This window comes from Burkholderia sp. AU45388 (assembly GCF_030481585.1).
Classification (GTDB): Bacteria; Pseudomonadota; Gammaproteobacteria; order Burkholderiales; family Burkholderiaceae; genus Burkholderia; species Burkholderia sola.
The window spans coordinates 144,939-156,931 of the sequence record NZ_JAUJPV010000008.1 but is presented as its reverse complement, the minus strand read 5'-3'; the positions used below and the strand labels follow the sequence as shown (position 1 = coordinate 156,931).

At 68.2% G+C, this 11,993-nt stretch carries 11 protein-coding genes; 7 read left to right on the top strand and 4 right to left on the bottom strand.

Annotated features, from left to right (window positions below; genetic code table 11):
- Positions 1 to 81 precede the first annotated feature (81 nt).
- Complete coding sequence (locus QZM72_RS16315) at positions 82 to 1,023, bottom strand: DMT family transporter (protein WP_301738645.1); 942 nt, start codon at positions 1,021 to 1,023, stop codon at positions 82 to 84.
- 158 nt (positions 1,024 to 1,181) lie between these two features.
- Here QZM72_RS16315 and dapC point away from each other — a divergent pair, with 158 nt between their 5' ends.
- From dapC to cls, 6 genes are all read left to right on the top strand, one after another.
- Positions 1,182 to 2,429, top strand: a complete 1,248-nt coding sequence (dapC, locus tag QZM72_RS16310; protein ID WP_301738643.1) for a succinyldiaminopimelate transaminase — start codon at positions 1,182 to 1,184, stop codon at positions 2,427 to 2,429.
- A gap of 45 nt (positions 2,430 to 2,474) precedes the next feature.
- Positions 2,475 to 3,302, top strand: a complete 828-nt coding sequence (gene dapD, locus QZM72_RS16305; RefSeq protein WP_006478479.1) for a 2,3,4,5-tetrahydropyridine-2,6-dicarboxylate N-succinyltransferase — start codon at positions 2,475 to 2,477, stop codon at positions 3,300 to 3,302.
- A complete protein-coding gene (locus tag QZM72_RS16300) occupies positions 3,302 to 3,670 on the top strand; it encodes an ArsC family reductase (RefSeq protein ID WP_006478478.1) in 369 nt (122 codons plus the stop codon). The genes dapD and QZM72_RS16300 overlap by 1 nt, the downstream gene beginning before the upstream one ends.
- Positions 3,671 to 3,759: 89 nt before the next feature.
- On the top strand, positions 3,760 to 4,899 hold the full coding sequence (gene dapE / locus QZM72_RS16295; RefSeq protein WP_301738642.1) for a succinyl-diaminopimelate desuccinylase: 1,140 nt from the start codon (positions 3,760 to 3,762) through the stop codon (positions 4,897 to 4,899).
- 11 nt (positions 4,900 to 4,910) lie between these two features.
- Positions 4,911 to 5,819: a 50S ribosomal protein L3 N(5)-glutamine methyltransferase gene (prmB, locus tag QZM72_RS16290; RefSeq protein ID WP_089467741.1), complete on the top strand. Its 909-nt coding sequence runs from the start codon at positions 4,911 to 4,913 to the stop codon at positions 5,817 to 5,819.
- Positions 5,820 to 5,949: 130 nt separating this feature from the next.
- Positions 5,950 to 7,389 carry a cardiolipin synthase gene (gene cls / locus QZM72_RS16285; protein ID WP_089467742.1) on the top strand — a complete coding sequence of 480 codons (1,440 nt, stop codon included), beginning with the start codon at positions 5,950 to 5,952 and terminating at the stop codon, positions 7,387 to 7,389.
- Between the two features lie 63 nt (positions 7,390 to 7,452).
- Here cls and QZM72_RS16280 read toward each other — a convergent pair whose 3' ends face one another.
- A complete protein-coding gene (locus QZM72_RS16280; protein ID WP_089467743.1) occupies positions 7,453 to 7,932 on the bottom strand; it encodes a glutathione peroxidase in 480 nt (159 codons plus the stop codon).
- A gap of 135 nt (positions 7,933 to 8,067) precedes the next feature.
- On the opposite strand from QZM72_RS16280, the gene QZM72_RS16275 reads away from it, so the two are divergent.
- Entirely contained in the window at positions 8,068 to 9,999 is a 1,932-nt protein-coding gene (locus QZM72_RS16275; protein ID WP_089467744.1) for an ATP-binding cassette domain-containing protein, read from the top strand.
- A gap of 196 nt (positions 10,000 to 10,195) precedes the next feature.
- On the opposite strand, the gene QZM72_RS16270 is transcribed toward QZM72_RS16275, so the two are convergent.
- The gene (locus QZM72_RS16270) at positions 10,196 to 10,462 is read right to left on the bottom strand and encodes a DUF2866 domain-containing protein (protein WP_050012917.1); all 267 of its coding nucleotides are present in this window, start codon (positions 10,460 to 10,462) and stop codon (positions 10,196 to 10,198) included.
- Positions 10,463 to 10,610: 148 nt separating this feature from the next.
- Entirely contained in the window at positions 10,611 to 11,987 is a 1,377-nt protein-coding gene (gene radA / locus QZM72_RS16265) for a DNA repair protein RadA (RefSeq protein WP_050012918.1), read from the bottom strand.
- Positions 11,988 to 11,993: the final 6 nt, after the last annotated feature.

Genomic DNA, 11,993 nt, shown 5'->3' with positions numbered 1-11,993 from the left:
GAAGCCCCTGCGCGCGACGCGCCCCGGAATTCAAAAACGGGGCCGCGCGCATCCAGCGTTGGGCCCCGCAAACGGCTTCCATCATACCATCGCGCGTGCGCCGTCCCGCCCGTCGCCGGGTTTGTCCGGTGCCGGCGCGGCACGATGGACCCGGCTCGACAGCAGCGTCGCCAGCACGATGCACGCGCCGCCCGCCCACTCGCGCGCGCTCGGCAGCTCGTTCGCGAACACCCACGCCGACAGCGCGGTGATCACGATCTCGAACAGCATGATGATCGACGCGCGGTTCGCCGGCACGCGTGCGAGGCCGTACTGGACGAGCAGGTTGTTCGACGCCATCGTCACGCCGATCGCCGCGATGATCAGCGCGGCCACGCCCAGCTGGCCGCTCGCCGGCGTGGCCGGCAGCCCCTCGAACAGCGACGCGATCGCGCCGAACACGGCCGCGCCGCCGAACAGCGTCGCGGTGCGCATTTCGGCGCGCATGTCGGGCAGCTCGCGGCTCGCCTTGATCACCAGCACGTTGCTCATCGCGAAGCTCAGCCCGGCCGCGAGGCCGGCCCATTCGGCCGGGTTGGCCGGCAGCGGCAAGCCGAGCGACGGCGACCACAGCATCAGCATCGCGCCGCCGATCGACAGCGCGGCGAGCCCGGCGCCGGCCCAGGTCAGCCGCTCGCGCAGCAGGAAGTGCGCGTAGATCGCGGTCCAGGCCGGCGTCAGGTAGAACAGCAGCATCACGCGCAGCACCTCGCCGTGGATCGTGCCCCAGACGAACCCGAGGTTCGTCACGCCGGCCGTCGCCGCGATGGCCGGCAGCACCCAGTGCCAGCGCAGCGTTGCAATCGTGCGGTGGCGCGCGACGATCACGAACAGGAACGCGACGAGGCTCGTCAGCGCGCTGGCCAGCGTGCCCGTCACGCCGAGCGACGCAAGGATCCGCAGCGGATACCAGATCAGGCCCCATACCGACGCGCCGATCAGGATGGCCAGCGTCGGCAGGCTGCCGCGTACCGCGTTGTTCATTTGATTCGATACCCTTTATCCGAGCGGCCCGGCCGCCGTTCCGGCTGGCCGTGACCGCATTCCGTCACGCTATAATCGTTCGTTGCGAGCCGCGCGCCCCGGCGCCCGTTCGCAGCCGCGCGGCGCGCCCGCCGCTTCTTTCGCTCCAACCGGCCGCGATGGCCGCTTCGCCCGTGAACCCTCGACTCGACTCGCTCCAGCCCTATCCCTTCGAAAAGCTGCGCGCCCTGTTCAAGGACGTGACGCCCGGTGCCGGTACGCCTTCCGGCAACCTGAAACCGATCAGCTTCGGCATCGGCGAGCCCAAACACGCGACGCCGGCGCTGATCCGCGACGCCGTGGTGGCCGCGCTCGACGGCCTCGCGTCGTATCCGGCCACCGCCGGCTCGGACGCGCTGCGCACGTCGATCGCGCGCTGGCTCGAACGCCGCTACGGGCTGCCGGCGATCGATGCGGCCACGCAGGTGCTGCCGGTGTCGGGCTCGCGCGAGGCGCTGTTCTCGCTCGCGCAGACGGTGATCGACGCGCGCCCTGGTGCCGACGGCAAGAAGGCGATCGTACTCTGTCCGAATCCCTTCTATCAAATTTACGAAGGCGCGGCGCTGCTGGCCGGTGCCGAACCCTATTTCGCGAACAGCGACCCGGCCCGCAACTTCGCGTGCGACTACGCGGCCGTGCCCGATGAAGTGTGGGCGCGCACGCAGTTGCTGTACGTGTGCTCGCCCGGCAACCCGACGGGCGCCGTGCTGACGCTCGACGACTGGCGCGAGCTGTTCGCGCTGTCCGACCGCCACGGTTTCGTGATCGCATCCGACGAGTGCTATTCGGAAATCTATTTCGACGAAGCGGCGCCGCCGCTCGGCGGCCTCGAGGCCGCGCACCGCCTCGGCCGCGGCTTCGAGCGGCTCGTGATGCTCTCCAGCCTGTCGAAGCGCTCGAACGTGCCGGGCATGCGCTCGGGCTTCGTCGCCGGCGACGCCGCGCTGCTCAAACCATTCCTGCTGTATCGCACGTACCACGGCGCCGCGCTGTCGCCGGTCTGGCAGCACGCGAGCATCGCCGCGTGGAACGACGAGGCGCACGTGCGCGAGAATCGCGCGCTGTACCTGCAGAAGTTCAATACGGTCACGCCGATGCTCGCCGACGTGATCGACGTGAAGCTGCCCGACGCCGCGTTCTACCTGTGGGCCAACGTCGCGCGCACCGGCCTGTCGGACACCGAGTTCGCCCGTCGCCTGTACGCCGACTATAATGTGACGGTTCTGCCCGGCTCGTACCTTGCGCGCGATGCGCATGGCACGAACCCGGGCCGCGATTTCATACGGATCGCGCTCGTCGCGGGCACCCCCGAATGCGTCGAGGGCGCGCAACGCATCGTCGATTTCTGCCGCGCTCTCGCGCGGTAAGACGTCCCTCCCGATCAATTCCATCCATCTCCTGCGAAAACGAACATGTCGCAACAACTTCAGCAAATCATCGATACCGCCTGGGAAAACCGCGCCGAGCTGTCGCCGAAAGCCGCGCCCGCCGACGTCCGCGAGGCCGTCGCTCACGCGATCGAGCAACTCGACAAGGGTGCGCTGCGCGTCGCCGAGAAAATCGACGGCAACTGGACGGTCCACCAATGGCTGAAGAAGGCCGTGCTGCTGTCGTTCCGCCTGGAGGACAACGCGCCGATGCCGGCCGGCGGCTACTCGCAGTTCTACGACAAGGTGCCGTCGAAGTTCGCGAACTACACGGCCGAGGACTTCGCCGCGGGCGGCTTCCGCGTCGTGCCGCCGGCCATCGCGCGCCGCGGCTCGTTCATCGCGAAGAACGTCGTGCTGATGCCGTCGTACACCAACATCGGCGCGTACGTCGACGAAGGCACGATGGTCGACACGTGGGCGACGGTCGGCTCGTGCGCGCAGATCGGCAAGAACGTGCACCTGTCGGGCGGCGTCGGCATCGGCGGCGTGCTCGAGCCGCTGCAGGCGAACCCGGTCATCATCGAGGACAACTGCTTCATCGGCGCTCGCTCGGAAGTCGTCGAAGGCGTGATCGTCGAGGAAAATTCGGTGATCTCGATGGGCGTGTACCTCGGCCAGAGCACCAAGATCTACGATCGCGAGACGGGCGAAGTCAGCTACGGCCGCATCCCGGCCGGCTCGGTCGTCGTCGCGGGCAACCTGCCGTCGAAGGACGGCTCGCACAGCCTGTACTGCGCGGTGATCGTCAAGAAGGTCGACGCGAAGACGCGTGCGAAGGTCGGCCTGAACGAGCTGCTGCGAGGCGACTGATGGCAAAGCCGCACACCGTGGTCGTCTACGGCATTCCGAACTGCGACACCGTGAAGAAGGCCCGCGTGTGGCTCGACGATCACGGCGTCGAGTTCGAATTCCACGATTTCAAGAAGCTCGGCGTGAGCGCGCCGCTGATCGAAGACTGGCTGAAGGACGTGTCGCTCGACGCGCTCGTGAACAAGCGCGGCACCACGTGGCGCGGCCTGGACGACGCGATGAAGGCGGCCGCCGAAACGAAGACCGGCGCGGTCGCGCTGATGATCCACAAGCCGTCGGTCATCAAGCGCCCCGTGCTCGTCGTCAACGGCCGCGTGAAATCGCTCGGCTTCGTGGCCGATCAATACGCGGCGCTGTTTGCCGCATAGGGCCGCCCGCGCCGCGCCTGCGGGCGTAGCCCGCGCCCTGTCGCTGCCGGCCACCGCGCCGGCATTTTTTATCGAAAGTGGTCCGAACCATGTCCGCCACCCTAGCCCTTACCGAACAGCTGATCGCCCGCGCGTCCGTGACGCCCGACGACCAGCACTGCCAGCAGATCATGACCGAGCGCCTCGCCGCGCTCGGCTTCGAATGCGAGACCATCGCGTCGCACGGCGTGACCAACCTGTGGGCCGTCAAGCGCGGCGCCGACGGCCGCGACGGCAAGCTGCTCGCGTTCGCGGGCCACACCGACGTCGTGCCGACCGGGCCGCTCGAACAGTGGACCTCACCGCCGTTCGTCCCCGCCCATCGCGACGGCAAGCTGTACGGCCGCGGCGCGGCCGACATGAAGACGTCGCTTGCGGCGTTCGTCGTCGCGTCCGAGGAATTCGTGGCGGCCCATCCCGACCACCGCGGCGCGATCGCGTTCCTGATCACGAGCGACGAGGAAGGCCCGGCCACCGACGGCACCGTGAAGGTCGTCGAACTGCTGCAGGCACGCGGCGAGCGGCTCGACTACTGCATCGTCGGCGAGCCGACGTCGACGGCCGAGCTCGGCGACGTCGTCAAGAACGGCCGCCGCGGGTCGATGTCCGGCGAACTGGTCGTCAAGGGTGTGCAAGGCCACATCGCCTATCCGCACCTCGCGAAGAACCCGATCCACCTGCTCGCACCGGCGCTCGCCGAGCTCGCCGCCGAGCAATGGGACGCCGGCAACGAATACTTCCCGCCGACCACCTGGCAGGTGTCGAACCTGCACGCCGGCACCGGCGCGACCAACGTGATCCCCGGCCACGCCGACCTGCTGTTCAACTTCCGCTTCTCGACCGCGAGCACCGTCGAAGGCCTGCAGGCCCGCGTGCACGCGATTCTCGACAAGCACGGCCTCGAATACACGCTGAAGTGGTCGGTGAGCGGCCTGCCGTTCCTTACGCCGCGCGGCGAGCTGTCGGGCGCGCTGGAAAACGCGATCCGCACCGAGACCGGCATCACGACCGAACTGTCGACGACGGGCGGCACGTCGGACGGCCGCTTCATCGCGCGCATCTGCCCGCAGGTGATCGAGTTCGGGCCGCCGAACGGCAGCATCCACAAGATCGACGAGCACATCGAAGTGCGCTTCGTCGACCCGCTGAAGAACGTGTACCGACGCGTGCTCGAACAACTGATCGCCTGACGGAGCCTCGCATGACGACACCTTTTGCCACAGTCCGCGACCTGCTGCGCTACGCGGTCACGCGCTTCTCGAAAGCGAAACTCGCGTTCGGCCACGGTTCCGACAACGCCTACGACGAAGCGGCCTACCTCGTGCTGCATACGCTCGACCTGCCGCTCGACACGCTCGAGCCGTTCCTCGACGCACGCCTCTTGCCCGACGAGATCGCGGCCGTGCTCGCGGTGATCGAACGACGCGCGGCCGACCGCGTGCCGGCCGCGTATCTCACGCATGAAGCGTGGATGCACGGCCACCGCTTCTACGTCGACGAACGCGTGATCGTGCCGCGCTCGTTCATCGGCGAACTGCTCGACGACGGGCTGCAGCCGTATGTCGCCGACCCCGAGCAGGTCGGCGCGGTGCTCGAACTGTGCACCGGCTCCGGCTGCCTCGCGATCCTTGCGGCGAGCGCGTTCCCGAACGCCGAGATCGACGCGGTCGACCTGTCGGACAAGGCGCTCGAAGTCGCGGCAATCAACGTGCGCGACTACGGCCTCGAAGACCGCATCGGCCTGCACCACGGCGACCTCTACGCGCCGCTGCCCGCGTTCCGCACCGATCCCGACTCGCGCTACGACGTGATCCTGACGAACCCGCCGTACGTGAACGCCGCGTCGATGGCCGCGCTGCCGCCCGAATACCGGCACGAGCCGGAGATGGCGCTCGCCGGCGGCGACGACGGGATGGACATCGTGCGACGCATCGTCGCCGAAGCGCACCGCTGGCTGCATGACGACGGCGTGCTCGTCGTCGAGATCGGCAACGAGCGCGAGCACGTCGAAGCGGCGTTCGGCGGCCTCGAGCTCACGTGGCTGCCCACCAGCGCGGGAGACGACGCCGTGTTCCTGATCCAGGCGTCGGACCTGCCCCGCAAGGGCTGAGCGTTCCGGCCGGCCCGCCGTGCGCCGCACCATTGCGCCGCACGGTTGGGTAAGATGCGCGTAGGCGGCCGCCCGGCCGCACGACTTCGGGAGCCCCTTCGGGCGTCCCGCAGGAGTCCTTTAAGCGCCCATGACCCTCGACTGGCTACATCTCGGCACCCTGATCCTGACCATCCACGTGCTCGGGATCGTCGCGGCATGCCACGCAATCATGAACACGCGCACGTCGCAAGGCGCGATCGCGTGGGCCGTCTCGCTCACGGCCATGCCGTACCTGACGCTCGTTCCATACCTGTTCCTCGGCCGCAGCAAATTCTCAGGCTACGTCGACGCCCGGCGCCACGAGCTCGAAATGTTGCGCACGCACACACCGCGCTCGCCGTGGCGCGCGACCGACGCGACCGACGGGCCGGCCGCCGACGCGCTGGGCCAGGCTGCCGTGCTCGCGCTCACGCGGCTCGGCGGCATGCCATTCCTCGGCGGCAATTCGGTGCGCACGCTCGTAAACGGCGACGCGACGTTCTCGGCCATCCTGTCGGCGATCGACGCCGCGCGCGACTACGTGCTCGTCCAGTTCTTCATCGTGCGCGACGATACGCTCGGCCGGATGCTGCGCGACTCGCTGCTCGCGCGCGTGGCCGCCGGCGTACGCTGCTGCGTGCTGTACGACAGCATCGGCAGCTTCGACCTGCCCCACAGCTACGTCCACGCATTGCGCCGGGGCGGTGTCGAGGTTCATCCGTTCGCGACCAACCGGAAATTCGTCAACCGCTTCCAGCTGAACTTCCGCAACCATCGCAAGATCGTCGTCGTCGACGGCAATCGGGCGTTCGTCGGCGGCCATAACGTCGGCGTCGAATATCTCGGCGCGAATCCGCGCCTGTCGCCATGGCGGGACACCCACATCGAGATACGCGGCCCCGTGGTGGCGAGCATTCAGTACGTGTTCGCCGAAGACTGGCACTGGGCGACGCAGAAGCTGCCGCCCATCGCGCTGCCGCCGCCCGCGCAGCCCGGCGACGGCATGCACTGCCTCGCGGTGCCGATGGGGCCGGCCGACAAGCAGGAGACCGGCTCGCTGTTCTTCGTCGAATCGATAAACGCCGCCCGCGAGCGGGTCTGGATCACCACGCCGTACCTCGTGCCCGACGAAGCCGTTGTGTCCGCGCTGAAGCTCGCCGTGATGCGCGGCGTCGACGTGCGCATCCTGATCCCGAGCCGGCGCGACCACTACGTCGTGTTCGAGGCGTCGAAACTTTACGCGCGCGACCTCGTCGATGCAGGCGTGAAGGTGTTCCGCTACCGACCCGGTTTCCTGCACCAGAAGGTCGTTTTGATCGATCGCGTCGCGGCGGCGATCGGCAGCGCGAATCTCGACAACCGCTCGTTTCGCCTCAATTTCGAGGTCATGGTGCTGACCGTCGACCCGGCATTCGCCGACGAGGTCGAGACGATGCTCGACGCCGACTTCGCGCAGGCGTACGAGGTCGACGCGGACGAATACCGGCAGTCGCCCGCCTGGCGGCGCATCGCGATGCACGTCGCGCGGCTGTTCGCGCCGATCCTGTAACGGCCGCGCCGACCGACGCGCCCGCACGATTCGCACCGGCGCTGCGCACGCGGCGCGGCGCCGTCACAGCAGCTTGTCGATGTCTGCGGCGATTTCCTCGGGCTTGGTGGACGGCGCGTAGCGCTTGACGATGCGCCCTTCGCGGTCGATCAGGAATTTCGTGAAATTCCACTTGATCGCCTTGAGGCCGAGAATGCCGGGCGCCTCGTCGGTCAGGTAGCGGTACAGCGGATGCGCGTGGTCGCCCTTTACGTCGATCTTCGCGAACATCGGGAACGTGACGCCGTAGTTGCGTTCGCAGAACGCACCGATCTGCTCGGCGTCGCCCGGCTCCTGCTTGCCGAACTGGTTGCACGGGAAGCCGAGCACGAAGAAGCCGCGCGCCGCGTACTGGTCGTACAGCTTCTGCAGCCCCGCGTACTGCGGCGTGAAACCGCACTCGCTCGCGGTATTGACGATCAGCAGCACCTTGCCGCGATACGCGTCGAGCGATACCGGCGCACCGGCGAGCGTCTCTGCGCTGAACGAATACAGGGTGGACATCGGGCACTCCTTTTACGAAACCGATCGACGTGGAGTCTAGGCGAAATTGCGCCGTTGCGGCATCCGCCGAACGGCCGATGCCCGGCGGGACCGGCGCGCGGTCTAGAATAGCGGTTTTGGCCAGTCATTTCCGCCGTGATCCGTTTCAATCAGTTCAGCCTTGCGCGCGGCACCAAGCCGCTGTTCGAGTCGACCTCGTTCGTGCTCAATCCCGGCGAGAAAGCCGGCCTGATCGGCGCGAACGGCGCCGGCAAGTCGACGCTGTTTTCCGTCCTGCGCGGCGAGCTGCATTCCGACGGAGGCGATTTCTCGATGCCGCCGTCGTGGCGGATCGCCCACGTGTCGCAGGAAACGCCCGCGGTCGATCGTTCCGCGCTCGACTACACGCTCGACGGCGATACCGCGCTGCGCGAGATCGAGACCCGCATCGCCGCCGCTTCGGCCGCGCATGACGGCGCGGCCGAAGCCGACGCGCACGCGGCCTTCGCCGATGCCGACGGCTACACCGCGCCGGCCCGCGCCGAAGCGCTGCTGCTCGGCCTCGGCTTCACGCTCGCTCAAACGCGCGAATCCGTCGCGAGCTTCTCCGGCGGCTGGCGCATGCGCCTGAACCTCGCGCAGGCGCTGATGTGCCGCTCCGACCTGCTGCTGCTCGACGAACCGACGAACCACCTCGACCTCGACGCGATCGTCTGGCTCGAAGACTGGCTGCACCGCTACCCCGGCACGCTCGTCGTGATTTCGCACGATCGCGAATTCCTCGATTCGATCTGCAACGTCACGCTGCATCTGGAAAACCGCCAGGTGAAGCGCTACGGCGGCAACTACTCGCAGTTCGAAGTGCTGCGCGCGCAGCAACTGGCGCTGCAGCAAAGCGCATACGAAAAGCAGCAGAAGACGATCGAGCACCTGCAGAGCTTCGTCGACCGCTTCAAGGCCAAGGCGACCAAGGCCAAGCAGGCGCAAAGCCGGATGAAGGCGCTCGAGAAGATGGAACTGATCGCGCCCGCGCACATCGCGTCGCCGTTCACGTTCGAGTTCCGCACGCCCGATGCCGCGCCGAACCCGATGATGGTGATGGAGGACGTCCGCTGCGGCTACCATGCCGACGACGGAACGGACATCCCGATCGTCGAGCGCGTCGCGCTGTCGATCCAGAACGGCCAGCGCATCGGCCTGCTCGGCGCGAACGGCCAGGGCAAGTCGACGCTGATCAAGACGCTGGCCGGCACGCTCGCGCCGCTGTCGGGGCACGTCCGAGACGGCAAGGGGCTGACGATCGGCTATTTCGCGCAGCACCAGCTCGAAACGCTGCGCGAAGACGATTCGCCGCTCGCGCACCTCGCGCGGCTCGCGCCCGACACGCGCGAACAGGAGTTGCGCGACTTCCTCGGCGGCTTCAATTTCTCCGGCGACATGGCGACCAGCCCGGTCGGGCCGTTCTCGGGCGGCGAAAAAGCGCGTCTCGCGCTGGCGCTGATCATCTGGCAGAAGCCGAACCTGCTGCTGCTCGACGAACCGACGAACCACCTCGACCTCGAAACGCGCCATGCGCTGACGATGGCGCTCGCGCAATTCGAAGGCACGCTGATCCTCGTGTCGCACGACCGCCACCTGCTGCGCGCGACGACCGACCAGTTCATGCTGGTCGCGAAGCACCGGCTGCAGCCGTTCGACGGCGACCTCGACGACTACCGCGACTGGCTGCTGCAGCATGCGGCCGAGCAGCGCGCGGCCGCGAAAGCCGACAGCGCGGCCGCCGCGGGCGCCGATCCGGGCGTCAACCGCAAGGACCAGAAGCGCCAGGCGGCCGAGGAACGCCAGCGGCTGTCCCAGTTGAAGAAGCCGCTGCAGAACCGCATCACGAAGCTGGAAAAGGAAATGGAAACGCTGCACGCGGAGAAGGCGCGCCTCGACGCGTTCGTCGCCGATCCGGCGAGCTATGAAGCCGCGCGCAAGACGGAACTGACCGACGCGATCCGCAAACTCGGCGAGGTCACGACCCGGCTCGATACGGTCGAGGCCGACTGGCTCGCCGTGCAGGAAGAACTCGAGCAGATCGGCTGAACGCGGCCGCCGGCGCCGTCAGGCGGCGAGCGCGTCATCGGCGGCCCAGCGTGTCGGCGCGTCGACGCCCCACGAACCCGCCCGGCCGCGCCGGCCCCGGAAACGACGAGGCCGGGCGCCCTGGCCCGGCCTCGTTGTCACGGCTGCGTTCGACGTGGCTGCGTCGGCCGGCCCGTATGCCCGCCGCACCCTCCGCTCAGCGACGCGGCAGCGTATCGCGCGGCATCTGCTCGTCGTCGTCCATCAGGTACCGGCGCCCTTCGGTCGGCCGACGGATCGCCGCGGCGACTTCCGCTTCGGTCACGTCCTCGGACACGACCTTGCGCGCCAGGCGCCCTTCTTCGTCGATCCATTCGACGATCCGGCATCCGCCGCCCCACGGCTGGCGAATCGGCTCCGACACACGGCAGCCGCGCAGGTTGTAAAGGCGTCCGCCCGGCGCTTCCCCATACGATTTCAACATAGGTTCCCTTCGCATTGCGCGGTTCGACAATCCGGCAAAGGATAGGGAAAAGCGATGTCCGGCGGGTTACAGCAGCCTACATATTCTTTACAACGAATTACGCGACAGATCGCCCGGCGACGCGCGAACCGTGCGCGCGCCGGGCCGCTCATTCAAGATCGCGCACGCGGTCGATCGCCTGCTCGAGCCGCTCGACGGCCATCACGTTCAGCCCTTCGATCGGTTGTTTCGGCGCATTCGCCTTCGGGATCAGCGCGGACGTGAAGCCGAGCTTCGCCGCCTCGCGCAGCCGTTCCTGCCCACGCGGCGACGGCCGGATCTCGCCCGCCAGCCCCACCTCGCCGAACACGATCAGCCCCTTCGGCAGCGCCTTGTTGCGCATCGACGAGTGAATCGCGAGCAGCACCGCGAGGTCGGCGGCCGGCTCGGTGATCTTCACGCCGCCCACCGCGTTCAGGAACACGTCCTGGTCGAAGGCCGCGATGCCCGCGTGGCGATGCAGCACCGCGAGCAGCATCGCGAGCCGGTTCTGCTCGAGGCCAACCGCGAGCCGGCGCGGGTTCGGCACGTGCGCCGTATCGACGAGCGCCTGGATTTCGACGAGCAGCGGCCGCGTGCCTTCCTGCGTGACGAGCACGCACGAACCCGGCACGACCTGCTCGTGCTGCGACAGGAACAGCGCGGACGGATTGGCCACCCCGCGCAGCCCGCGCTCGGTCATCGCGAACACGCCGAGTTCGTTGACCGCGCCGAAGCGGTTCTTGAACGCGCGCACGAGCCGAAACGACGAATGCGTGTCGCCCTCGAAGTACAGCACCGTGTCGACGATGTGCTCGAGCACGCGCGGGCCGGCCAGGTTGCCCTCCTTCGTCACGTGCCCGACCATGATGATCGCGGTGCCCGACTGTTTCGCGATGCGCGTGAGCTGCGCCGCGCACTCGCGCACCTGCGCGACCGACCCCGGCGCCGACGTCAGCGCTTCGGAATAGACGGTCTGGATCGAGTCGATGACGGCCACGTCCGGCCGCTCCGCGTCGATCGCGGCCTGGATCTTCTCGAGCTGGATCTCGGCGAGCAGCTTCAGTTCGGCCGCCGGCGCGCCGCCGTCGAGCAGCGCGAGCCGTTGCGCGCGCAACGCGATTTGCGCGGCCGACTCCTCGCCGCTGATATAGAGCGCACGCCGCTCGTTCGCGATATCCGCGAGCGACTGCAGCAGCAGCGTCGACTTGCCGATGCCCGGGTCGCCGCCGATCAGCACGACGCCGCCGGGCACCAGCCCGCCGCCCAGCACGCGGTCGAATTCGCCGATGCCGGTCGAGAAGCGCGGAACGTCGGCGGCCTCGATGTCGGCGAGACGCTGGACCGGCGCCCGCTTCGCGAGCGACTGGAACCGATGGGCGGCCGGCGACTCGGCGACCGATTCGACGAGGGTGTTCCACGCCTGGCACGACGGGCACTGGCCCTGCCACTTCGGGGTCTGTCCGCCGCACTCGCTGCAGACATAAACGGTTTTCTGTTTGGCCACGCGCGA